The organism is Actinomadura sp. NPDC047616, assembly GCF_040642915.1.
In the GTDB taxonomy this organism is placed as follows: Bacteria; Actinomycetota; Actinomycetes; order Streptosporangiales; family Streptosporangiaceae; genus Spirillospora; species Spirillospora miaoliensis.
In genome coordinates this window covers 96,014-120,326 of record NZ_JBEYTB010000011.1, presented here as the reverse complement: position 1 = coordinate 120,326, position 24,313 = coordinate 96,014, and the positions used below count along the sequence as shown (strand labels likewise).

The window sequence follows — 24,313 nt, the reverse complement described above, 5'->3', positions numbered from 1 at the left end:
GGAAGACTCGCAACGATAGCCTGGCGACGCGGGCCGGTGGCGGACCTTCGGCGCGGGTACGTCCTGCGGAGGATCTCCGGCTCGAAGGGCGGACGGACAACCGACATGGACGATCGCAGCAGCGCCCCGCCGCCGCGCAGGGGCCGTCCCGACCGCCCGGACGCGGCCGCGGACTCCGCGTTCGGGAGCGGGTCCGAGCCGCGCCGCCCGCCTCCCGCGACCGCGCCGCCGGCGCCCGGGACGGCGGATCCGCAGCCGCGCGCCGAACCCGACGTGCTTCCGCCGTCCGCCGCCGCCAGGCCGCGCGGTGCGGCCGTGGCGGACCGGCCGCGGCAGCCGCGCAAACCGGCCCGTCCCCTGGTGTGGCTGCTGTCGCGCTCCACCGACCTGGTCGTCCGGCTGGCGGGGGGCGATCCGGACGCCGTCCGGGAGGAGATCACCGCCGACCGGATGCGGGCCCTGGTGGCGGCCAACACCGAGCTCACCGACGACGAGCGGGCGCTGATCGAGGAGGTGTTCGTCGCGGGGGAGCGGCCGCTGCGCGAGGTGCTGGTGCCGCGCACGGAGGTGGTGTTCCTGGACGCGGCGCTGCCGCTGTCGAGCGCGGCCCGGATCGCGGCGGCCAGCCCGCACTCGCGGTTCCCGGTGTGCCGCGACTCCCACGACGAGGTGATCGGGTTCGTCCATCTGCGGGACCTGCTGGTGCCGGAGGTCGCCGACCGCTCGGTGCCGGTGGGGGAGCTGGTGCGGCCGGTGAAGTTCCTGCCCGCCTCGCAGCGGGTGCTGCCGGTGCTGTCGGAGATGCGGCGCGAGGGCCACCACCTGGCGATCGTCGTGGACGAGTACGGCGGCACCGCCGGGATCGTCACGCTGGAGGACCTGGTCGAGGAGCTGATCGGGGACATTCGCGATGAATATGATGTGCAGGACGCGCAGGCGCGCCGGCTGCACGGCGGGGTGGTCGAGGTGGACGGCCTGCTCAACCTGGACCAGTTCGCCGCGGCGACCGGCATCCGGCTGCCCGCAGGCCCCTACGAGACGGTCGCGGGCCACATCATGGCGGTCCTGGGACGCGTGCCCGCCGAGGGCGACGCGGTGGAGGCCGCCGGTCACCGGCTCGCGGTCGCCCGCATGGACGGCCGCCGGGTGGCCCGCGTGCGCGTCACGCCGGTGGCCCCCGCGGCACCGGCGGTCCCGTCAGCTCCGCACACCCCCGCGCGCGGGGGCGTCCCGCCCACCGGCGACCCCGAGGGGACTCCGGAACGTCCCGGACGTCCGGACGATCGTGAAAACCCGACGGCCGCCCCCGGTGACGACGACCCCCCGAGCCGGGTCTGAGAGAATCGGTCTGTGCATATGTCCGTAGCGCCCACTTCCGAAGGCACCGGCGCCGGGGCTGTGTCCGCCCCGGCGGTCCCGCGCGTGCTGTCCGGCATCCAGCCCACCGCCGACTCGTTCCATCTCGGCAACTACCTGGGGGCGCTGCGGCAGTGGGTGGCGATGCAGGAGACCCACCAGACCTTCTACTGCGTGGTCGACCTGCACGCCATCACGGTGAAGCACGACCCGGCGCTGCTGCGCCGCCGCACCAAGGTCGCGGCCGCCCAGTTGCTGGCCATGGGCGTCGACCCCGAGCGGGCCACCCTGTTCGTGCAGAGCCACGTCCCCGAGCACGCCGAGCTGAGCTGGATCCTGGGCTGCCTCACCGGGTTCGGCGAGGCCGGGCGGATGACCCAGTTCAAGGACAAGTCCGCCAAGCAGGGCACCGCCGGCACCACGGTCGGGCTGTTCACCTACCCGGTGCTGCAGGCCGCCGACATCCTGCTCTACACCCCCGGCCCCGGCGAGGGCGCGGCCGAGCGGGTGCTGCGGGTGCCGGTCGGCGAGGACCAGCGCCAGCACCTGGAGCTGACCCGCACCCTGGCGCAGCGCTTCAACCAGCGGTTCGGCGAGACGTTCGCGGTGCCCGAGGCCTACATCCCCGAGGGCGCCGCCAAGATCACCGACCTGCAGGAGCCGACCGCCAAGATGAGCAAGTCGGCGTCCTCGCCGCAGGGCATCATCGACGTGCTGGAGGAGCCGGGCCCGATGCGCAAGAAGATCATGCGCGCGGTCACCGACACCGGCACCGAGGTCCGCTACGACGAGGAGAACAAGGCCGGCGTCACCAACCTGCTGCGGATCTACTCCGCGCTGGCCGGCACGCCCGTGCCCGAGCTGGAGGAGCGGTACGCGGGCAGCGGCTACGGCCAGTTCAAGAAGGACCTGGCCCAGCTCGTGGTGGACACCTTCACCCCGATCCGTGAGCGCACGCACAAGCTGCTGGACGACGAGGACCAGCTCGACCGCATCCTGGCCGACGGCGCCGCCCGCGCCGGGGAGGCCGCCGCGCGCACGATGGAGGTCGTGCGCGACCGCGTTGGATTCGTGGGACGTGGCCACTAGCTCCCAGCCGACGGGGGGTGTGGGGGGTCGTCCGAGGAGCGGTCCCCCCGCAGGGAGAACACAGGGCGCAGGGGGCCACGAGACGCACGGCACGCGCACGATAGGGGTCGCGATCCCGATTCCGCATCCCTACGGGCGCGAGCTGCAGCGTGTCCGCGAGTCGTTCGGCGACCGTCTGGCGCCCGGCATCCCCACGCACATCACGCTGCTGCCGCCCACGCAGGTCGACGCCGCCGAACTCGGCGCCGTCGAGGAGCATCTGGCGGGGGTGGCGCGCACCGAGCGTCCGTTCCGGATCCGCTTGCACGGTACGGGAACGTTCCGTCCCGTCTCACCGGTGGTGTTCGTGGCGCTGGCCGAGGGAAAGGACGGCTGCGCGCGCCTGCACACGAAGGTGCTGGCGGGCCCGCCGGGTCAGCGGCCGCAGTTCCCGTACCACCCGCACGTCACCGTGGCGCACCACCTGTCCGACGAGCAGATGGACCGCGCCGCCAAGGAGCTGGCCGACTACGAGGCCGCCTTCCAGGTGTGGGGGTTCTCCCTGTACGAGCACGGCGCCGACGGGGTGTGGCGGCCCCGCCGGCACTTCCTGTTCGGCTCCGGGGCCGCCGACTAGCCCGCCGAGCTGGGCGTTCGGAAGGGCCGTGCATCGAGGGGCAGCGGCCGGGTACGGTGCGTGCATGCGGCAGGCGATCAACGCGGCGGTCGGCCTGGCCGCGGACCTGCGCGACCGGGCCGTGCGCCTGCTGAACGCCGCACGCGCCCGCTGGCGGTGGTTCGACCACCTGGGCCGGGCGTTCCAGCGCTACCAGGAGCGCCGGGGCGACCGGCTGGCGGCCGCCCTCACCTGCTACGCCTTCCTGTCGTTCTTCCCGCTGCTGGCGTTGGCGTACGCGCTGCTGGGCTACCTGCTGGGGATCAGCGAACAGGCCCGCGACTACTTCGTGCAGGCGGTCCGGTCGCTGCTGCCGGGGCTGGCCGACGAGCTGCACGTGGAGCAGATCGCCCAGTCCAAGACCGCCGCCGGGCTGATCGGCCTGGCCAGCCTGCTGGTCGTCGGGCTGGGCCTGGTGACCGTGCTGCGCGAGTCGCTGCGTGACATCTGGGGCAACAAGCCCGACCCGGACGCCAACATCGTCGTCCGCAAGCTCTGGGACGCCGGGGTGCTGGTGTACCTGGGCTGCATGCTGATCCTCGGCATGGTCCTGTCGACGGTCGCGGTGTCGGCCTCCAGCACGGTGCTGGGCTGGCTCGGCCTGGCGCACGTGCCGGGCGCGGGCACCGCGCTGTGGCTGCTGTCGGTGGCCGTGGCGATCGCGTCCAACACGGTGATCTTCCTGGTGCTGTTCTCCCGGCTGTCGGGCACCCGGGCGCCGTGGCGGACCATGCTGCGCGGCGCGCTGGTGGGCGCGGTGGGCTTCGAGGTGCTCAAGCAGGCCGCCTCGCTGCTGCTCGGGCACACCACCGGCAACCCGGTGTACGCCTCGTTCGCCGTCCTCGTCGGGCTCATCGTGTGGATCAACATCGTGGCCCGGTACGTCCTGTACGTCGCCGCGTGGACCGCCACCCGCACCGCCGTCCTGGTCGCCGACCGCCGTGCCGACGAGGCCGCGGCCGCTGATAGGCAGGCCGCCGCCGGGGACGAGCAGGCGGAGAGCGAGAAGGCCGCCGCCGACGGGCCGGTGCCCGGCGGCGAGGAGCCCGCGGCGAGCGGCGAGGAGGCCGAGGGCGCCGCGGCGAAGCCCGCAGGCGCGCCCGACCGGGACGGGTCCGAGGCGGGCCGGGTCGGGTCCGTGGGGTCGCGCGAAACCGCGTCCTGAACTGGCCTAGCCGCGCCGGCGCCGGACGGCGACGAACACCAGCCCGGCCGCCAGCACCGCACCGCCTGCGGTGCCCGCCATCAGGCCCCAGCCGCCCGCCGAGTCGCCGCCGCCCAGCGGCGTGTCGGCGAGCATCCCGCCGCTGCCGGCGTCCGCCTTCTTCGGCGTCAGGTCGCCGGGCGGCACCAGCGCGCCCACCGGCTTGACCTTGCCGCGCGCCTTGAACCCCCAGTCCAGCAGCTCGGTGGCGTACTCGGACGGCGGCTGGTCGGCCCCCATGAGCGAGATGTAGATCGTGTGGCCGTCGCGGCGGGCCGCCGCCACGAACGTCTGCTTGGCGGCGATGGTGTAGCCGTTCTTGCCGCCGAGCATGCCCCGGTAGGCGTGCGCCTGGCCCGGCAGCATCCGGTTGTGGGTGTGGATCGGGTAGCCGCCGACCTTCTTGCCCTTCTTGCGCTCCTTCTTGGTCGGCGGCGCGGGGAAGTGGTGGTCGATGGTCTCGACGTAGCGGCGGAAGTCGGGGTGGCGCATCGCCTCGCGCAGGATCAGCACCAGGTCGTAGGCGGAGGTGTGCTGCGTCTTCACGCTGAGGCCGAGGTCGCGGTCGAGGCCGTTGGGGGAGCCGGCGCGGGTGTCGCGGGCGTTGATCCGCCTGGCCTCGGCGTTCATGTCGGCCAGGGTCCGGTCCATCCCGCCGTTGGCCTCGGCCAGCGTCACCGCCGCGTCGTTGGCCGACATCATCATCAGCGCGTAGAACAGGTCGGACACCTTGTAGCTCATCTTCGGCGTCATGCCGACCTTGGTGCCCTCGACGTCGCACGCCTTCTGCGAGGGACGCACCGTCTGGTCCGGCTTGAGCCTGGGGATCAGCGTCAGTGCGGTGAGGGTCTTGAGGGTGCTGGCGGGCAGGTAGCGGCCGTGCGGGTCCTTGGCGGCCAGCACCTCGCCGGTGTCGCCGTCGGCGACCAGGTACGACGCCGCCTTGATCTTCGGCGCCGCCGGGACGCCCGCGGCCGGGTTGACGATCGTGCCCTTGCCGCCGAGCTGCGCCCCGCCCAGCGGCCCCGCGGGGGCGGCCGTCGCCGCGCCGGACTGGACGGGGGGCGCCACGGGTTCGGCGGCGGCCGGGGGCGCGGCCAGGGCGGGGGAGAGGAGGAGGGAGGCAGCGACGGGCGGCACGGCGATCGCGGAGACGGCGCGCGGTGGTCTTCTCATGGCTCCCCGATGGCGTTGTGTCCGAGTACGGTCCGCGGTTTCCGTGGACGGCGCTCCTGCGGTCCCGGGGGCGGTCCCCGTGACTTCACGAAGATTAAGCCACGATCGCGCGGCGTGTCCGGGAAGAGAATCACCGTCGTCGCACGGGTGCTCACGGTGGCGTGATACGGGCGTTCGCCGGCGCGTCGCCGGACCGTCCGCCGGGGCCGCCCGAACACAGGCGATCACGCATCGTCACCAGGTAGATTTAAGGTTGGACTAGTTCGTTCGGAGGGTGCTCTCCCGAACTGGCGTGACCGAAACGGGTCACAGATCGTGTCCGGTTGTCGTCCTCGTGGATCAAATGATCGGCGCCGGGCACGGAGCCCTGCGGCTCTTCGGCACCCGGCGCCATGATGGAGGGCAGTCCCGGCCTGGACCGACGCCTGGACCGGCGTTTGTCCAGGCTTAGTGACCCGCTGGCCGAATTGCGCCACGTGCCACGCATCGACCTGCAAGGATTGTGGACGGAGGTTGGCCGTGGCCATTGACTTCAACCCGTCCCGCGGCCCGACGCTGGGCGTCGAGTGGGAGATCCAGCTCGTGGACGCGGAGACCAGGCACCTGCGGCAGGACGCGCGTGAGGTGCTGGCCGCGCTGCCGTCGCTCAGCGAGGGCGGCGACGTCCACAAGGTCCGGCACGAGCTGATGGAGTCGACCGTCGAGGTCGTGACGGACGTGTGCCACACCGTGGGGGAGGCCAAGGACGACCTGGCCGCCACGGTGGCCGCGCTGCGGTCGGCGGCCGCCGACCGCGGCATCGCGCTGGCCTGCACGGGGACGCATCCGATCAGCGACTGGCGGGACGCGGTCATGGCGCCGGTGCAGCGCTACGCCGACCTCATCGAGCAGATGCAGTGGCTGGCCCGCCGAATCCAGACGTTCGGGGTGCACGTCCACGTCGGCGTCAGCGACGCCGACCGGGTGATCCCGATCGTCAACGCCCTGTCGGCCTACCTGCCGCATTTCCTCGCGCTCACCGCCTCCAGCCCGTTCTGGAGCGGCCACGACACCGGGCTGGCGTCCAGCCGCGCGGTGGTCTTCGGCCAGCTGCCCACGGCCGGCCCCCCGCATCTGCTGGACGACTGGGCGGCATTCGAGGATTACATGGCGACCCTGCTGCGTGCCGGTACGATCCGCAGCATCAAGGAGGTGTGGTGGGACATCCGGCCGCACCCGGACTTCGGCACGGTCGAGATCCGGATGTTCGACGGCATTCCCACCCTGCGGGAACTGGGCATGGCGGCCGCGCTCTGCCAGAGCCTGGTGACGCTGTTCGACCAGCAGCTGGACCGCGGCTACACGCTGCCGCGTCCGGCGGCCTGGGTGGTGCGCGACAACAAGTGGCGCGCCACCCGCCACGGTCTCGACGCCATCGTCATCACCGATGACACCGGGAATACCACGCCGCTTCGCGACGATCTCTACGAACTGGTACGCGAACTCGAACCCGTCGCCGACCGGCTGGGCTGTACGGAGGAGCTCAAGGTCGCGGCGGAGGTTTTGGAACACGGGGCGTCCTACGAACGCCAGCGCGCGATCCGCGCCGAGGGCGGCACCCTGGAGAACGTGGTCGACGCCGCGATCGCCGAGTTCGCCGAGGACAGGTTCGTCACATTCGGGGAGGTTGCACATGTCGGGAACTGAGGGGCCCGCCGACCCGGCGGGCCGCGCCGGACCCGACGACGCGACCGGCCACGACCCGGACCGCGGGGTCTCGCGGGCGCGTCACGCGCCCGGGGCGAGCCCACCCAACACCGGACAGACCACCGGGCGGACGCCGTTCGGCTCCGCCATCGCGCAGGGGGCGCACATGACTCAACCGGGACCCGGGGTGATGCCCGGCCTTGAACCAGCGGCCGCCGCGGGGGCGGCGGGCGCGGGCGACGCCGAGGAGGCGCGGACCGCGCCGGGAGCGGCCGGGACCGCACCGCGCGGCGTCGCCACCGGCGGCGCCGGCGGCGCGGCGCACGGCCCCGCGATCCGCTCCGCGACCGGCTCGCCGGCCGGTGTCGCGGGCGGCCGCGCGCTGGGCGGCGAGGCGCTGCAGCTGCAGCTGGACTCGTTCCTGGCCCGCCACGAGGCCGAGCTGATCGCGTTCCGCCGCGACCTGCACATGCACCCGGAGCTGGGGTACGCCGAGCACCGCACCACGGGGCGGATCGTCGAGCGGCTCACCGCCGCCGGGCTGACCCCCACGGTGCTGCCCAAGGGCACCGGCCTGTTCTGCGACGTCGGCCCGGCCGGCGGGCCGACGGTGGCGCTGCGCGCCGACATCGACGCGCTGCCGCTGCAGGACGAGAAGGAGGGCGTGCCGTACCGGTCGACGGTGCCGGGCGTCGCGCACGCCTGCGGGCACGACGTGCACACCACGATGGTGCTGGGCGCCGGGCTGTTCCTGGCGCAGCAGGCCGCGGCGGGGCTGCTGCCGGGCCGGGTGCGGCTGCTGTTCCAGCCCGCCGAGGAGACCCCGGGCGGGGCGCTGGACGTCATGGCCGCCGGCGGCATCTGCGGGGTCGACCGGGCGTTCGCGCTGCACTGCGACCCGCGCATCGAGGTCGGCCAGCTCGGCCTGCGCACCGGGCCGATCACCGCGGCCTGCGACAAGGTGTACGTCAAGGTCACCGGGCCCGGCGGGCACACCGCCCGGCCGCATCTGACCGCCGACCTGGTGTACGCGCTGGCCAAGATCGTCACCGAGCTGCCCGCCGCGCTGTCGCGCCGGGTCGACCCGCGCTCCAGCCTGTCGCTGGTGTGGGGGCGGGTGTCGGCCGGGTCGGTGGCCAACGCCATCCCCGACGACGGCATCGCCGAGGGCACCGTGCGCTGCCTGGACGACGAGGCGTGGCACCGGGCGCCGGAGATGATGAAGGCGCTGCTGGAGTCGGTCGCGGCCGCCTACGACGTGGAGGCGTCGCTGGAGTACGTGCGCGGCGTCCCGCCCACCGTCAACGAGGCGACCAGCGTGCAGATGTTCCGCGACGCGGCCACGCAGACGCTCGGCGAGGACGCGGCGGTGCCCACGCCGCAGAGCCTGGGCGGCGAGGACTTCGGCTGGTACCTGGAGTCGATTCCGGGCGCGCTGGCCCGGCTGGGCGTGCGCACTCCCGGTTCGCCGGGCGAGTACGACCTGCACCGCGGCGACTTCGACGTGGACGAGCGCTGCATCGCCGCCGGCGTCCGGGTGCTGAGCGCCACCGCGCTGACCGCGCTGTGGGACGGCGGCCGTCCCGGCGACCCCGAGCAGGTCGAGGGCGCCGCCGTGGCGTGAGCCGTCACCGGCGGCGACGACAGATTCACCGTCCGCCCCGGGCCGGGCCCGGGGCGGCGTTCCCCGTCCTCACCGGACGGCGGGCGGGCCGCCGCACGAGCGGCCTGACCTGTGGCGATATGCCTACACCTTGGTAACGGACCCGTTGCGAATCGGCGCATCGTGGGCGTTTTGGTCTGTTTACCGGGTAGCGTCCGATCGATTTCGGCGGCCACTGTGCGGGCCGCCATTTCGAGGGCGGGGAACGGAAGGAGCGCCAAACGTGCGCCGTGGACTCAGGATTTCGCTTGTCACGCTGACGGGCGCAGCGCTCACGCTCGGCGCTTCGGCGTGCGGCGGCAAGAAGGCCACCACCGGTGGGGACGACGGCGGCGGCAAGAAGACCGTCAAGGTCGGGCTGGCCTACGACATCGGCGGGCGGGGCGACAAGTCGTTCAACGACGCCGCCTACGCCGGTCTGCAGAAGGTGCAGTCGACGCTCAACCTCGAGGTCAAGGACATCGAGGCGACCAAGGGCGAGAGCGACAACGACAAGGTGCAGCGACTGGAGCTGCTGGCCAAGTCCGGCTACAACCCGGTGATCGCGGTCGGGTTCGCCTACGCGGGCCCGCTGGGCAAGGTCGCCAAGAACCACCCGAACACCAAGTTCGCGATCGTGGACGACAGCTCGGTCACCGGCCCGAACGTCACCAACCTGGTCTTCGCCGAGGAGCAGGGCTCCTTCCTGGTGGGCGCCGCGGCGGCGCTGAAGTCCAAGACCGGCAGGATCGGCTTCATCGGCGGCGTGGACACCCCGCTGATCAAGAAGTTCGAGGCGGGCTACACGGCCGGCGCCAAGAAGGCCAAGCCGGACATCAAGATCGACGTCAAGTACATCTCCCGCGGCACCGACTTCTCCGGCTTCAGCGACCCGGCCAAGGGCAAGACCGTCGCCGAGGGCCAGTACGACGGCGGCGCCGACGTGATCTACCACGCCGCCGGCCTGTCGGGCGTCGGGCTGTTCCAGGCCGCCGCCGCCAAGCAGAAGTACGCGATCGGCGTCGACTCCGACCAGTACCAGAACGCCGAGGCGGCGCAGAAGCCGCTCATCATCACCTCGATGCTCAAGCGGGTGGACACCGCGGTGTTCGACTTCGTCAAGGCCGCGGGCGAGGGCACGGCCAAGGCCGGGCCGATCACCTTCGACCTGAAGAACGACGGCGTCGGCTACTCCACCGCCAACGCCGCGGAGATCAAGGACGTGCAGGCCAAGCTGGACGAGTTCAAGCAGCAGATCGTCAGCGGCGCGATCACCGTCCCCACCAAGTGACCTGAACGTGCCTCGGCCCGGGAGGGCGGCCAGCGGCCTCCTCCCGGGCTCTGGTGTAGGAGGACCAGGGATGTCCACCACTGAGCGGCCGTCCGACACCGGCACCGCCGCCCCGCCCGCGTTCGAACTGCGCGGCATCACCAAGCGCTTCCCCGGCGTGGTCGCCAACCACGACATCGACCTGACCGTCACCGCCGGGACCGTGCACGCCATCGTCGGGGAGAACGGCGCGGGCAAGTCCACCCTGATGAAGATCCTCTACGGCATGCAGCGTGCCGACGAGGGGACCATCAAGGTCGGCGGCGAGGAGGTCAGCTTCCACTCGCCGTCGGACGCCATCGCCCGCGGCATCGGCATGGTGCACCAGCACTTCATGCTGGCCGACAACCTCACCGTCCTGGAGAACATCGTGCTGGGCGCCGAGCGCCTGCACGGCATCGGCGCCAGGGCGCGGCGGCGGGTCGAGGAGCTGGCCGGGCGGTACGGCATGCGCGTCGACCCCGGCCGGCTGGTGGAGGAGCTCGGCGTCGGCGACCGGCAGCGGGTCGAGATCCTCAAGGTGCTCTACCGGGGCGCCCGCATCCTGATCCTGGACGAGCCCACCGCCGTGCTGGTGCCGCAGGAGGTCGAGGAGCTGTTCGCCAACCTGCGCGAGCTGCGCCGCGAGGGGCTCACCGTCCTGTTCATCTCGCACAAGCTGGACGAGGTGCTGGCGGTCGCCGACGAGATCACCGTGATCCGGCGCGGCACCACGGTGGCGACCCGGCTGGACCCGGCCGCGACGACCTCCCGGGAGCTGGCCCGGATGATGGTCGGCAGCGAGCTGCCCGTCCCCGAGCTGCGCGAGTCGACGGTGACCGACCGGCCCGTCCTGCAGCTCAGGGGGCTGACCGTGCGGGACGGCACCGGCCGCGCCGTCGTCGACGACGTCACCCTCACCATCCACGCGGGCGAGATCCTCGGCATCGCCGGGGTGGAGGGCAACGGGCAGGCCGAGCTGGTCGAGGCGATCATGGGCATGCGCGCCCCCGCCTCCGGGACGATCCTGCTGGACGGCGAGGACGTCACCGGCTGGCCGACCCGGCGGCGCCGCGAGGAGGGCGTCGGCTTCGTCCCCGAGGACCGGCACCGGCACGGGCTGCTGCTGGAGTCCCCGCTGTGGGAGAACCGCGTCCTCGGCCACCAGACGCGGCGGCCCAACGTCAAGGGCCCGTGGATCGACCGGGCCGGCGCCCGCGCCGACACCCGCCGGATCGTGGACGCCTACGACGTGCGCACGCCCGGCATCGACGTGGACGCCGGAGCGCTGTCGGGCGGCAACCAGCAGAAGCTGATCGTCGGCCGGGAGATGTCGGGCGAACCGAAACTGCTGATCGCCGCGCACCCGACCCGGGGCGTGGACGTCGGCGCGCAGGCCGCGATCTGGGAGCACCTGCGCCAGGCCCGCGCCGAGGGCCTGGCGGTGCTGCTGATCTCCGCGGACCTGGACGAGCTCATCGGCATGTCCGACACGCTGCGGGTGATCCTGCGCGGCCGCGTGGTCGGCGAGGTCGACCCCGCCGACGTGACGCCCGAACGGCTCGGCTCGGCGATGACCGGGGCGCCGCTGGAAGGGGAACAGTGAACCGGCTGAAGAACTCGCCGCTGGCGCTGACGGTCCTGGCGGCGGTGGTGGCGCTGGCGTTCTCCGTCGCCGTCACCTCGATCGTGCTGTCGATCAGCGGCTTCAACCCGCCGTCGACGTTCCAGGCGATGATCGAGTTCGGTCTGGAGCCGGACAGCGTCGTCAACATCGTCAACCGGGCGTCGACGTACTACCTGGCCGCGGTGGCGGTGGCGATCGGGTTCCGGATGGGCCTGTTCAACATCGGCGTGGACGGCCAGTACCGGCTGGCGGCGATGCTGGCCGCCGCGGTGGGCGGCGCGGTCGCGCTGCCGCCGGTGCTGCACCAAGCCATGATCATCCTGGTCGCCATGCTGGTGGGCGCGCTGTGGGCGGGCATCGCCGGGCTGCTGAAGGTCACCCGGGGCGTCAGCGAGGTGATCGCCACGATCATGCTGAACTTCATCGCCACCGGGATCATCGCCTACCTGCTGCAGAACGGCAGGCTCGGCACGCAGGTGGCGGGCAGCGACAACATCGGCACCGAGCCGATCGCCTCGTCCGGGCGGGTGGCCGGCATCCCCTACCCGGGGGCCAATCTGAAGATCTTCGGCCTGGTGCTGCTGGCCGTGGCGGTGGGCGTGGCGTTCCACGTCGTGGTGGAACGCACCCGGTTCGGGTTCGACCTGCGCGCCACCGGGCTGTCCCCGAGCGCGGCCGTGGCCAGCGGCGTCGACGCCAAGCGGATGGTCGTGGTGGCCATGCTGCTGTCGGGCGCGGCGGCCGGGCTGATCGGCATGCCGCAGCTGCTCGGCTCGTCCTACTCCTACGGGCTGGACTTCCCCGGCGGCCTGGGCTTCGTCGGCATCGGCATCGCGCTGCTGGGCCGCAACAACCCGGTCGGGATCGTGTTCGCCGCGCTGCTGTGGTCGTTCCTGGACCAGTCGTCGCAGATCCTGGAGTTCAACGAGATCCCCAAGGAGATCGTGGCGATCACGCAGGCGGCGGTGCTGCTGTCGGTGGTGGTCGTGTACGAGGTGGTGCGGCGGCTCGGGCTGCGCTGGCAGCAGCAGGCGGTCGCCGCGGAACTGGCCGGCCGTGACTCGTCCCCGAAGGAGGTGGCCGCGTGAGCTCGACCCTGGCCGAGGCGATGCCGGCGGCGGAGCCCGCGCCCGCCCGGACGGCGCGCCGCCCGCTGGTGCGCGTCCTGATCGCCCTCGCGGCCGTGTTCGGCGTGCTGGTGCTGCTGCGGGCCATCACCGGTGAGAACACCATCACCTCCGGCGGGACGGTGAGCACCACCCTGGCCCTGGGCCTGCCGATCGGCATGGCCGCGCTCGGCGGCCTGTGGGCCGAGCGGGCGGGTGTGGTCAACATCGGCCTCGAAGGCATGATGATCTTCGGGACGTGGGGCGGGGCGTTCGGCGCCTACTTCTCCGGCAACCCCTGGATGGGGCTGCTGATGGGCCTGCTGATGGGCGCCCTCGGGGGCCTGCTGCACGCGCTGGCCACCGTCACGTTCGGCGTGGACCACATCGTCTCCGGCGTGGCGATCAACATCCTGGCGCCCGGCGTGGCCCGCTACCTGTCCACGATGTTCTTCCTGGGCGAGGAGGGCGGCGGCGCCACCCAGTCGCCGCCGCTGCCGGAGTTCCCGACCGTCAGCGTGCCGGGCATCGCCGGGCCGCTGCGCGACCTGGAGGACCGGCACTGGTTCCTGCTGTCGGACCTGGCCGGGCTGGTGCGCGGCCTGACCACGGACCTGTCCGCGCTGACCATCATCGGGCTGGCGCTGATCCCGCTGACCTACGTGCTGCTGTGGCGTACGGCGTTCGGGCTGCGGCTGCGCTCGTGCGGGGAGAACCCGTACGCGGCCGAGTCCCTCGGCGTCAAGGTCTACAGGATGAAGTACGTGGCGGTCACGGTGTCGGGCGCGCTGGCCGGGCTGGGCGGCGTGTTCCTGGCCATGGTGGGAACGCACCAGTACCAGGAGAACCAGACCGGCGGCCGCGGCTTCATCGGCCTGGCCGCCATGATCTTCGGGAACTGGCGTCCCGGCGGGCTGGCGGCCGGCACCGGGCTGTTCGGCTACACCGACGCGCTCCAGCAGCGCGGCGCCACCGGGGCGGTGCACGCCCTGCTGCTGGTCGTCGCGGTCGCGCTGTTCGCGTTCGCCGCCTGGCGGCTGCTGGCGCTGCGCCGAGCGCCCGCCACCCCCGCGGAGGTGGGCGACGGCCACCGGCGTTCCCGGATCTACCAGGCGGTGGCCGCCGCCGTCGCGGGCGCGCTGCTGCTGGCGTGGTACCTGCTCACCGACGAGCTGCCGAAGGAGATCGTCACCTACAGCCCGCACATCACGACGCTGCTGGTGCTGTCGCTGGCGTCCCAGCGGCTGCGGATGCCCGCGGCCGACGGCCTGCGCTACCGGAAGGGGGAGGCCCGATGAGCGAGCCGCAGGGGCGCGGTGGCGCCTGGACTGACGAGCGACGAAGGAGCGAGGAGGGAAGGCGTCACCTTCCCGGCGCCCCGGAGGCGAGCGGGGGGAAGGCATGAGCGGGATCGACTGGGAGGCTCTGCGGACCGCCGCCCGGGAGGCGATGCGGCGCGCGTACGCGCCGTACTCCGACTTCCCGGTCGGCGCGGCCGCGCTGGTGGACGACGGCCGGGTCGTGTCCGGCTGCAACGTGGAGAACGCCTCCTACGGTGTGGGCCTGTGCGCCGAGTGCAGCCTCGTCAGCGCCCTGTACGGGCCGGGCGCGTCGGGCCGTCCCCGGCTGGTGGCGGTGGCGGTCGTCGGCGGCGACGGCGAGCCGCTGATGCCGTGCGGCCGCTGCCGCCAGCTGCTGTGGGAGCACGGCGGCCCTGACATGCTGCTGGAGACGACGCGCGGCGTGCGCCCCATGGCGGACGTGCTGCCCGACGCCTTCGGCCCCGACGACCTGACCTCCTGAAGGAGCCATTCGACGTGGACGCGATCGACGTCATCCGCGCCAAGCGGGACGGCGGCACGCTGACGCCCGAGCAGATCGACTGGACGATCGACGCCTACACCCGCGGCGTCGTCGCCGAGGAGCAGATGGCGGCGCTGGCCATGGCCATCCTGCTCAACGGCATGACCCGGGCCGAGGTGGCCCGCTGGACCGAGGCGATGATCCGGTCCGGGGAGCGCATGGACTGGTCGGGGCTGGACCGGCCCACCACCGACAAGCACTCCACCGGCGGCGTCGGCGACAAGATCACTCTGCCGCTGGCGCCGCTGGTGGCGGCGTGCGGCGCGGCCGTCCCGCAGCTGTCGGGCCGGGGCCTCGGCCACACCGGCGGCACCCTGGACAAGCTGGAGTCGATCCCGGGCTGGCGGGCGTCGCTGTCGCCCGAGGAGATGCTCGCGGTGCTGGCCGACGCCGGGGCCGTGGTGTGCGCGGCGGGCTCGGGCCTGGCGCCCGCCGACCGCCGCCTGTACGCGCTGCGCGACGTGACCGGCACCGTCGAGTCGATCCCGCTGATCGCGTCGTCGATCATGTCCAAGAAGATCGCCGAGGGCACCGGGGCACTGGTGCTGGACGTCAAGGTCGGCTCGGGCGCGTTCATGAAGACCGTCGAGCAGGCCCGCGAGCTGGCCGAGACCATGGTGGGCATCGGCTCCGACCACGGCGTGCGCACCGTCGCGCTGCTCACCGCCATGGACCGTCCGCTCGGCCGGGCGGTCGGCAACGCCGTGGAGGTCGCCGAGTCGGTCGAGGTGCTCGCGGGCGGCGGCCCGTCCGACGTCGTCGAGCTGACCGTGACCCTGGCCCGGGAGATGCTGGCGGGCGCGGGCCTGGCGTCCGCCAAGGACCCGGCCGACGCGCTCGCCGACGGCTCGGCCATGGACGTGTGGCGCCGCATGATCTCCGCCCAGGGCGGCGACCCCGACGCGCCGCTGCCGTCCGCCAAGGAGACCCACGACGTCACGGCGCCGTCCTCGGGCGTCCTGACCCGCCTGGACGCCTACGCGGTCGGCGTGGCGGCCTGGCGGCTCGGCGCGGGCCGCGCCCGCAAGGAGGACCCGGTCTCGGCCGCCGCGGGGATCATCTGCCACGCCAAGCCGGGCGACCGCGTCACCGCCGGTCAGCCCGTCCTCACCCTTCACACCGACGACCCGTCCCGCCTCCCCCGTGCCCTGGAGGCCCTGGACGGCGCCGTCCAGGTGACCGGCGACGGCACCCCCGACCTTCTGCCGCTCGTCATCGACCGCATCGCCTGAGGGTCGCGTCATCGGATACCGGGGGACATGATGTCGAAAACCCCTTCACGGCGTTATCGCCCCGTGTACATCATCTGCCTCGTCATCGCGTGTTTCGGGGGGCTGTTGACGGTCACCTGGGGTGGCGGCGCCGTCGCCGCATCGGTGGAACAGATGGGAAAGGCCAGGGCGACGGCACGGGTCCTGGAGGTCGAGGGCAACCGTTCTTCCGGGCACATCACCGTCGAGTTCACCACCCGCGACGGCCGCCGGGTCGAGACGGACGACAAACGCCGCGGCTGGCCCGCCGACGCCGGGCCCGGCGACGAGGTCGAGGTCGTCTACGACCCGAATGACGCGGCGGGCAGTGTTCAGCGGTTCCAGGACGTGCGAAAGGCTCTGGTGGTCGTGCCGTGCTTCGCGATCGTGGCGGTCCTGTCGGGCGTCGCCGCCTATCGCACGCGGCCCCGATGACGAACAGTGCCGCCGTGAACACAATTCCACGCACCCGGCAGAAGTTCCGCGGGTAAGTTCCGCAACGGTGTCCGGACGCGGTCCCGATGTCGATATCCAACTGTTTCCGGCGCGTCAAGATCGTATGATGACGCGACCTGAGAAACGGGGAGGACTGCGTGAAAGTCACGCGGACGGAAATCGATGGGGTTCCCGCGTTCTGGGCTTCCGGGGGCTACACCGACGGCTATCGCGTCGCGCTGCTCTTCCGTGTCGGCCAGTCCGACGAAACGCTGGCGCGCAGCGGAATCACACATCTGGTGGAGCATCTGGCGCTGCACCGCGTGGGGCAGCCCGAACACCACTACAACGGCACGGTCGATTCCGTGACGACGGCGTTCTTCACCGAAGGCGACGGCGACGAGGTGATCCGTTTCCTGGCCACCGTCTGCGGCGCTTTGCGCGAGCCCCCGCTCGACCGCCTGGAGGCGGAAAAGCAGATCCTGCGGACCGAGGCCGCCGGCCGGTCCCCGGGGGCCGCCGGCCGGCTGCTGCTGTGGCGGTACGGGGCCGCCGGCTACGGCCTGCAGGGCTATGACGAGCTCGGGCTGCCCGCGCACACCGGCGAGGACGTCACCGCGTGGACCGCCCGCTGGTTCACCCGCGCCAACGCCGCCCTGGCCGTCGTCGGCGGCCCGCCGCCCGCCGGGCTGCGCCTGGACCTGCCCGACGGCGAACGCATGCCCCCGCCCGAACCGACCAGCGCCCTGCCGCACACCCCCGCCTACTTCAACTCGCAGGTCAACGGCGTCGGCCTCAGCGCGATCGTGCCCCGCGCCACCGCCGGCAACGTGTTCGCGACGATCCTGCAGCGACGGCTGCACAAGGCGTTGCGACTCGACGACGCGCTCAGCTACAGCGCGCAGGTCGGCTACTCGCCCCGCGACCGCGACGTCGCCCACATCGTCGCGTTCGCCGACGGGCTCGCCGAGTCCCACCCCCGGCTGACGCAGGAGTTCATCGACGAGATCGAGCGGATCGCCGACGAGCCCGTGGCGGACGCCGAACTGGGGGAGGCGGTGTCGATCCACCGCGCCCGCCTGGACCAGCCCGAGACCGCGGGCGCGATGACGATGTCGTCCTGCTGGAACGAGCTGATGGGCGCCCCCCACCGCACGTACGAGGAGATCCTGCGCCACCTGGACGAGCTGACGCCCGACGACGTCCAGGACGTCGGGCGCACCGTGCGGGACTCGGCGCTGCTGATGGTCCCCGACGGCCAGGAACCCCACGTCGAGCGCTACGTCCCGGCGCCCGGCTCCTCGGTCGTGGCGGTGCGCGGTGAGACGTTCACCCGCGCCGATCCCGAGGCGGGCCACCTGCATCTCATCGTCGGCCCCACCGGCGTGACCAGCATGGCCGGGCCGACCATGGGGACCGTCCGCTACGACTCCTGCGCCGCCGTCCTCGCCTGGCCGGACGGCGCCCGCGCCCTGATCGGCCTGGACGGCATCACCGTCCACATCGAACCGAACCGGTGGATCGACGCCGACGGCCTGCCCGCGCGGATCGACCGGATGGTCCCCGCCGACCGCGTCGTCCCCATGCCGGCCCGCCCCGACGAGGACATCCCGGAGCGCCCCGAGACCACCGTCGCGCCCCCGAAGCCCGGCAGGCGCCGCCGCTCACTGCGCTCCCGCGTGTCCTTCGGCCTGCGCGAGGGCACGGCCTGGGACGACCCCGCCCTCGCCGCCGCGCTGCCCCAGGTCGGCGCCGGCCGGCTCGACGCGGGCCTGGAGCTGCTGACCCGCTCGCGGTCCCTGCCCGAACTGCGCGGCCTCTATCTCGACCGGCTCTCCCGCGCCGCGTCCGGCCACAGCGACCGGCTCGCCGCCATGGCCGCCGCCCGCCCGGACGACCCGGACGTCCACCTGTGGCTGGGCGGCACGCTCGTCCGCGAGGCCTGGGACGCCCGCGGCAGCGCCCAATCCGAGTATGTTTCGGACGAGCAGTTCGCCCAGTTCTGGCTCATCCTCGCCGGCGCCGGAGAACCGCTGTACCGCGCCGCCGAACTGCTGCCCGAGGATCCGGTTCCCTGGGACTCCCTGCAATGGCATGCCATCGGCCTCCAACTGGGCCGTTTGGAACTCGACCGTATATGGCGAGAACTGAAGGACCGGCATGACGGCCTGTATTGCGGCCATTACACGCGGGCCCAAGCCCTCTGCGCCAAGTGGTGGGGCTCGGACGCCGACGTCCTCGAATTCGCCGAGTCGACGGTCGAGGCCGCCAAGCCGGGCGATCCCCTGGCGGCCATACTGCCCGTCGCCCTTCTGGAGAACGGCATGGACGCCGACGACGGCCTGGAAGCGTACCTCTCCCGTCCCGAAACCCACGCCGCCCTGGGCGCGGCGGCCGACAAATGGCTGACCAACATGACGGAGCACCCCCGCACCCGCGAGGCCCACCACCTCTTCGGCGCCGCGTTCTATTTCGCGGGCGACGTCGACCGGGCCCGCCACCACCTCTCCCAGGCGGGCAAGACCCTCCCCGACGGACTGCCCTGGGGCTACTGGGCGCGCCCCGCCCGTGCCTACAAGGACGCCCTCCGAGACCTCGGCCTCCGCTGACCCGCCGGTTCCCGGTGCGCCCGCACGGCCGCGTGCAACGGACCTGAACGCCTAACCGCCCGCCACCGCTTTTGCGACATCACTCAACGCCCGCGCCTGCCTGCCGGGGTCGGTGATGGAGCGGGCGATGCGTTCGGCCTCTGCCGAATCGCAGGTCCCCAGCCCTCAGGCCGATCACCGTAGCCGGGCGCTCCGTCGCGTGACAGAAGCTTTCCGTCATCTGCCACCCCAGCCATGGCGATGCCTCAGCGCCGGGGTGTCGGACGCGCGCGTCGAGCACGACGGCCATGACCGCGCCCTACTCGTCGTTGCGGCGCGGTCATGGCCGTCGGCGGCGGGGTTACTTCGGCGGCGTGACGGTGACGGTCACGGAGCCGCCACCGGAGCCGGTCATGCCCTTTTCGAGCTTCTTGGCGTTCACGACCTGGTCGATGCTGATGGTGTAGCCGTTCGCGAGCTTCTCGCTGTGCCCGGCCTTGCCCGTCACCCTCCAGTTGCCTTCGGGGGGCACGCCGTACCCGGCGAGGACGACGACGGTGCCGGAGCCGCCGTGGGCGCCGGCGACGCCCAGGCGCAGCCCGCCCACCCAGCTGGTGGTGCCGCGTGCGACCGTGTTCGTCTCCTTCTGCGGGTTGGCCGGAGGGCTGAGCCTGGCGGTGGGCACGGATTGCGGGGACGACTTCGTCATGGGATCGGCCTCCTCGGAGGAGCCGCAGCCGGCGGCCGCGAGCGTCAGGGCGCCGGTGAGGAGAATCGGCACCGCGCGCCGGTATCCACGCTGGAACATGCTGATCCTTCTCACTCGAACGAACTGATGTCGACGCCGCTGAGGTACTGGTTGAACTCTTCCATCGTCAGGGTGGCGTGGTCATAGCCCCACGGGTTGTACAGCTCCACCTTGCCATCCTGCGTGATGCCCTTGACGACGTAGGCGTGGTTGGCGTGGAGCCGGTTCTTGTAGATCGGCTTGCCGTCGACGTCGCCCTCGTCCTTGGTGCTCACGGTGACGGCCTTGCCGTTCCTGAGCCAGTTCTGCAGGTCCTCCCGGGACACGTCGTCGGCGTCCTCGCTCTCGCTGTCGTGGCCGGTGAGGGTCTCCATGCCGTTCCCCGGGTCGCCGCCGACGATCTCCTCGTAGCCGCCCTCCTTCTGCGCGAGCGCCTTCTCCAGGACGAGCGGCCAGATCGTCGGGGGCTGGCCCTCCGGGTTGGCGAAGGACAGGTTCCCATCCTTGTTGATGGGGAAGTAGGGGGTGACCGTGACCCGCTCGCCGTCCGGGAACGTCACCGTGTACGTCCCGTTCGGGTTCTGCCGGATCATGTTCCGGAGCCGCTCGCGGCCCTCCGGGGTTTGGGCGAGCGCGCCCATGCCGGCCAGCCACCAGCAGTCGCCGAGGCCTCCCTGGTTGAGGTCCTCAAGGGACGGCTGCCCGCCGTTGCCCCACAGCCGCGCGTTCGGCACGGAGCCCCAGGCGGTGGCGGGGTTGTCGGACTTCTCGTCTTCGTAGACCTCGGTGAAGTTCGGCTCGATGGATCCCGGCGCGATGCGTTCGAGCTGGTGCAGCAGCCACGCGTCGGCGCGGAGCTTGAGGACGTCCACCACGCCGGGCTCCCGCAGGAGCCGGCGGATCTCGGCGTCGCTGAGCTCGTCGAACAGGGCCTGGATCTCGCCCGGCGACATGCCGGCCAGGAGGTCTCTGGGTGCCCGCGTCCCGTCGCAGCCCCACTTCCACACCCTCCACCAGGCGCAGGCGCTGCCGAGATAGTCGCGGATCCGGTCCGCGGCCTCCTTGCCGGTCTTGCGCTCGTCGTCGGTGGGGGCCGGAGGGGGCTGGCCGGGATCGGTGGGCCGGTTCCCCCACTCCTGCTCGCTCGGCGGGTTGTTCGCGAAGACCCTGGGTTCGGTCTCGCAGTCGTCGTCGCCGACCTTGCAGACGGCGGCCCGGATGTCGCCGACGACGGTGGCGCCCACGCCCGAGAGCGTCACCGCCCCGGCGATCCCGGCGATCAGCAGGACTACAGCGATGTACGACAGCGATCCTTCGCCGGCGTCCGATCTCCGCCCTTTCACGGTTCACGCCCTCCTACACCAGAAGGGGCCCCATCAAACAGCCCGGCCGCCGGGAGGGCATGGGCCTCCGGGCCCCAATCAGGGCTCAAATACTGGGCCTCGAACGAGTGTTTGAATGAGAGTATGGGGAAGTCTTCGATCTTCTGAGTTTTCGATTCATCGCCCCTGGCGCGCACGAGTCTGTTAACCTCGCCGTGCTCACCGCCGACCCCGAAGAGGGGCGCCCCATTACCACGGATTCAGGCCGGGTGCCCCTGTCTTCCACGTGTGCGTGTTCCATCTGACATAGGCGGCCGTCGGAACGCTCGCAGGGCAGTCCGAAAAGCAGTGGGCCCCGGCCGGCCCGGAACCGCGCGGTAACGATCTTGCAGTTGTTCGGCGGTCGAAGGCCCGGCCTCGTTGTGGGGCGGACGGATCCCGGGGCGCCCGGTTGTTTGGGGGATCGTCGCCGGGTAGGGACGCTGTGCGATGCGATTGGGCCGAGGCGCTGGGGGAGCCGATGCCCGATGCCCGGCCGCGAGCAGCGGTCTTCGCCGCCGAAGAGGCGCGCCCCATGAGCGGCCTTTCGGCACAGGGCGCCGGACGCGCTCCTCTCACCACCATCACGCCCGCGTATCCGCCGCCTCGGGCCCGCTCGATTTCGGCCCGGGGATTCCGGCCACCGTGATGCCAGAAGTCCCGCGCCGCCTGGAGCGGCTCGTGCGGGCGTTCGGCGGGCTTCCCCACCCTGTTCGCCAAGAAAGGAAAGAGGGGCTCCGATGAGTACGATCGCGCCCACGCTGCCCGCTCCCACGGGTCCCTGGCTCGAACCGGGGACGCTTCCCGGGGACTTCTACGCCTGCGAGGACCTGCTGTCCGGCGAGGAGCGCACCAGGATCGAGCGCATCCGGGACTTCGCGCGCACCGAGATCGCTCCGATCGCCAACGAGTACTGGGCCCGTGCGGAATTCCCGTTCCAGATCATCGACCGCTTCCGGGAGCTGGACCTGCTGGGCTGGGCGGACCCGCACGCGCGGCAGAAGCCGCCGAGCAATCTGGCGACGGGCTTCACCGGCATGGAGCTCGCGCACGCCGACGCGTCGATCTCGACGTTCTTCGGCGTGCACGCCGGACTGGCCATGGGCAGCATCAGGAGGCTCGGGTCCGACGAGCAGCGGCTGCGCTGGCTGCCGCCGATGAGCCGGTTCGAGAAGATCGGCGCGTTCGCGCTGACCGAACCGCACGGCGGCTCGGACGTGTCGGGAGGACTGGAGACGACGGCGCGCCGCGAGGGCGACACGTGGGTCCTCGACGGCTCCAAGCGATGGATCGGGAACGCCACCTTCGCCGATCTCGTCGTCGTGTGGGCCCGCGACACCGAGACCCGGCATGTGCTGGGGTTCGTGGTGGAGAAGGACACCCCGGGCTTCCACGCGACGAAGATCGAGAGGAAGGTCGCGCTGCGCACCGTGCAGAACGCCGACATCGTGCTCGACGGGTGCCGCGTCCCGGAGGCGAACCGGCTGCAGAACGCCGGCTCGTTCCGCGACACCGCGGTGATCCTGCGCGCGACGCGCGGCGGCGTGGCCTGGGAGGCGACCGGCCTCACGCTCGCCGCCTACGAGATCGCGCTGGCCTACGCCAAGGAGCGCGTGCAGTTCGGCAGGCCGATCGGCACGTTCCAGCTGGTGCAGGACCTGCTGGTGAAGATGCTGGGGAACGCCGCGACATCGCTCACGCTGTGCTGCCGGCTGGCGGAACTGCAGGACGCGGGCGTCTACCGCGACGAGCATTCGTCGCTGGCGAAGGCGACGTGCACCGTGCGCATGCGCGAGAACGTCGGCTGGGCGCGCGAGCTGCTCGGCGGCAACGGGATCGTCCTGGACTACAGCGCCGCCCGCTTCATGGCCGACTCCGAGGCCATCTACTCCTACGAGGGCACCCGCGAGATGAACACGCTCATCGTCGGACGCGCGGTGACCGGCCTGTCCGCCTTCGTTCACTAGGTGATGACGATGACGAACGATCCCGTGTTCAGCGGCGTCAAGGTGCTCGACATCGCCAGCTACATCGCCGGCCCCGCCGCCGCGACCGTGCTCGCGGACTTCGGCGCCGACGTGGTCAAGGTCGAGCCGCCGGGCACCGGCGATCCGCAGCGCCGCCTGGCGTTCGCGCCGCCGAATCCGCGGGCCGAGGCCAACTACGCCTGGCACCTGACGAACCGCGACAAGCGCGGCATGGCGGTCGACCTGAAGTCCCCCGGCGGCACCAGGATCCTGGAGCGGCTGGTCACCTGGGCGGACGTGCTGGTCACCAACTATCCGCACGCGGTGCGCACGCGGCTGCACCTGACCTACGACGAGGTCGCCGCCTGGAACCCGCGGATCGTCTACGCGGACTTCACCGGCTTCGGCAACGCCGGACCGGACGCCGCGCTTCCGGGCTTCGACATGACCGCCTACTGGGCGCGCAGCGGCCTGCTGGCGATGACCCGCGACGCCGACGCGCCGCCGACCCTGCCCGTCGAGGGCAGCGGCGACTACGTGTCGGCGATGGGCCTGTACTCCGCGATCGTGACCGGCCTGTACCACCGGGAGCGGACGGGCCGGGGCACGTGCGTCGGAACCTCGCTGCTCGCGCATGGCGTCTGGGCGACCGGCACGCTGGTGTCGGGCGCTCTCGCCGGCGGCGAGTTCTACGGGCTGCACGACCGCAGGGAGTCGCCGAACCCGCTGATCAACCTCTACGCGACGGCCGACGACCGCTGGCTGATGCTGGTGGTGGCGGCGCCGCGCTGGCCCCGGCTGGCCAACGCGATCGGTCGTCCGGAGCTGCTCGAAGACCCGCGCTTCACGGACGTGCCGCGGATCACCGAGAACTCACGGGCCCTGACGCGGATCCTCGACGAGGTGTTCGCCGGGCGGCCGCTGGCCGACTGGAAACGGGTGTTCGACCAGGCACGGATCACCTACGGGGCCGTCCAGACACCGCAGGAGGCGGCTGCCGACCCGCAGCTGGAGGCCAACGACATCGTCGTCCCGCTGGAGGGCGTGGAGCGGCTCGACTCCACCATCAGCAGCCCGATCACGGTGCACGCGAGCCCGAAGACGCCGCCGAGGCGCGCTCCCGGGCTGGGCGAGCACAACGACGAGGTCCTGACCGAACTCGGGTTCAGCCCGGACGAGGTGGCCGACTTCCGCTCCAGCGGAGCCATCCCCCCGGCCGCGGCCGGGACGAGCTGACCGCGAGCCGTCCCC

The 24,313-nt window shown here is 72.3% G+C and carries 18 protein-coding genes and 1 pseudogene; 16 read left to right on the top strand and 3 right to left on the bottom strand.

Annotated elements, in window-relative coordinates; translation table 11 throughout:
* The first annotated feature begins 105 nt into the window (after positions 1-105).
* From ABZ801_RS25465 to ABZ801_RS25450, 4 genes are all read left to right on the top strand, one after another.
* Positions 106-1,338 carry a hemolysin family protein gene (locus tag ABZ801_RS25465; RefSeq protein WP_360702119.1) on the top strand — a complete coding sequence of 411 codons (1,233 nt, stop codon included), beginning with the start codon at positions 106-108 and terminating at the stop codon, positions 1,336-1,338.
* Between the two features lie 60 nt (positions 1,339-1,398).
* A complete protein-coding gene (gene trpS, locus ABZ801_RS25460; protein ID WP_360702116.1) occupies positions 1,399-2,445 on the top strand; it encodes a tryptophan--tRNA ligase in 1,047 nt (348 codons plus the stop codon).
* Between the two features lie 19 nt (positions 2,446-2,464).
* Positions 2,465-3,061 carry a 2'-5' RNA ligase family protein gene (locus ABZ801_RS25455; protein WP_360702114.1) on the top strand — a complete coding sequence of 199 codons (597 nt, stop codon included), beginning with the start codon at positions 2,465-2,467 and terminating at the stop codon, positions 3,059-3,061.
* A gap of 64 nt (positions 3,062-3,125) precedes the next feature.
* Entirely contained in the window at positions 3,126-4,265 is a 1,140-nt protein-coding gene (locus ABZ801_RS25450; protein WP_360702111.1) for a YhjD/YihY/BrkB family envelope integrity protein, read from the top strand.
* Positions 4,266-4,271: 6 nt separating this feature from the next.
* Here the strand turns inward: ABZ801_RS25450 and ABZ801_RS25445 are convergent, their stop codons facing one another.
* Positions 4,272-5,480, bottom strand: coding sequence for a D-alanyl-D-alanine carboxypeptidase (locus ABZ801_RS25445; RefSeq protein WP_360702108.1), 1,209 nt, complete (start codon positions 5,478-5,480; stop codon positions 4,272-4,274).
* Positions 5,481-5,999: 519 nt separating this feature from the next.
* On the opposite strand from ABZ801_RS25445, the gene ABZ801_RS25440 reads away from it, so the two are divergent.
* From ABZ801_RS25440 to ABZ801_RS25395, 10 genes and pseudogenes are all read left to right on the top strand, one after another.
* Entirely contained in the window at positions 6,000-7,166 is a 1,167-nt protein-coding gene (locus ABZ801_RS25440; RefSeq protein ID WP_344948019.1) for a glutamate--cysteine ligase, read from the top strand.
* Positions 7,167-7,332: 166 nt separating this feature from the next.
* Positions 7,333-8,790, top strand: coding sequence for an amidohydrolase (locus tag ABZ801_RS25435; RefSeq protein WP_360702536.1), 1,458 nt, complete (start codon positions 7,333-7,335; stop codon positions 8,788-8,790).
* A 262-nt stretch (positions 8,791-9,052) separates the two neighbouring features.
* Positions 9,053-10,099, top strand: a complete 1,047-nt coding sequence (locus ABZ801_RS25430; protein ID WP_360702105.1) for a BMP family ABC transporter substrate-binding protein — start codon at positions 9,053-9,055, stop codon at positions 10,097-10,099.
* A 70-nt stretch (positions 10,100-10,169) separates the two neighbouring features.
* The gene (locus ABZ801_RS25425; protein WP_360702102.1) at positions 10,170-11,723 is read left to right on the top strand and encodes an ABC transporter ATP-binding protein; all 1,554 of its coding nucleotides are present in this window, start codon (positions 10,170-10,172) and stop codon (positions 11,721-11,723) included.
* A gap of 11 nt (positions 11,724-11,734) precedes the next feature.
* Positions 11,735-12,832 (top strand): annotated as a pseudogene (locus ABZ801_RS25420) (ABC transporter permease); the annotation flags it as partial.
* 20 nt (positions 12,833-12,852) lie between these two features.
* Positions 12,853-14,148, top strand: a complete 1,296-nt coding sequence (locus ABZ801_RS25415) for an ABC transporter permease (protein WP_360702533.1) — start codon at positions 12,853-12,855, stop codon at positions 14,146-14,148.
* Positions 14,149-14,251: 103 nt separating this feature from the next.
* Positions 14,252-14,653, top strand: a complete 402-nt coding sequence (locus ABZ801_RS25410) for a cytidine deaminase (protein WP_360702100.1) — start codon at positions 14,252-14,254, stop codon at positions 14,651-14,653.
* Positions 14,654-14,667: 14 nt separating this feature from the next.
* Positions 14,668-15,945 carry a thymidine phosphorylase gene (locus ABZ801_RS25405; protein ID WP_360702097.1) on the top strand — a complete coding sequence of 426 codons (1,278 nt, stop codon included), beginning with the start codon at positions 14,668-14,670 and terminating at the stop codon, positions 15,943-15,945.
* A 27-nt stretch (positions 15,946-15,972) separates the two neighbouring features.
* Positions 15,973-16,398 carry a DUF3592 domain-containing protein gene (locus tag ABZ801_RS25400; protein ID WP_360702095.1) on the top strand — a complete coding sequence of 142 codons (426 nt, stop codon included), beginning with the start codon at positions 15,973-15,975 and terminating at the stop codon, positions 16,396-16,398.
* 158 nt (positions 16,399-16,556) lie between these two features.
* The gene (locus ABZ801_RS25395) at positions 16,557-19,007 is read left to right on the top strand and encodes a hypothetical protein (RefSeq protein WP_360702093.1); all 2,451 of its coding nucleotides are present in this window, start codon (positions 16,557-16,559) and stop codon (positions 19,005-19,007) included.
* A gap of 340 nt (positions 19,008-19,347) precedes the next feature.
* On the opposite strand, the gene ABZ801_RS25390 is transcribed toward ABZ801_RS25395, so the two are convergent.
* The gene (locus tag ABZ801_RS25390; protein WP_344943823.1) at positions 19,348-19,794 is read right to left on the bottom strand and encodes a hypothetical protein; all 447 of its coding nucleotides are present in this window, start codon (positions 19,792-19,794) and stop codon (positions 19,348-19,350) included.
* An 11-nt stretch (positions 19,795-19,805) separates the two neighbouring features.
* Positions 19,806-21,077 (bottom strand): C2 family cysteine protease, encoded by a 1,272-nt coding sequence (locus ABZ801_RS25385; RefSeq protein WP_344943821.1) that lies wholly within the window; start codon positions 21,075-21,077, stop codon positions 19,806-19,808.
* Positions 21,078-21,835: 758 nt separating this feature from the next.
* On the opposite strand from ABZ801_RS25385, the gene ABZ801_RS25380 reads away from it, so the two are divergent.
* The gene (locus ABZ801_RS25380; RefSeq protein ID WP_360702090.1) at positions 21,836-23,062 is read left to right on the top strand and encodes an acyl-CoA dehydrogenase family protein; all 1,227 of its coding nucleotides are present in this window, start codon (positions 21,836-21,838) and stop codon (positions 23,060-23,062) included.
* 9 nt (positions 23,063-23,071) lie between these two features.
* Positions 23,072-24,298, top strand: coding sequence for a CoA transferase (locus ABZ801_RS25375; RefSeq protein WP_344943815.1), 1,227 nt, complete (start codon positions 23,072-23,074; stop codon positions 24,296-24,298).
* The last annotated feature ends 15 nt before the right edge of the window (positions 24,299-24,313 follow it).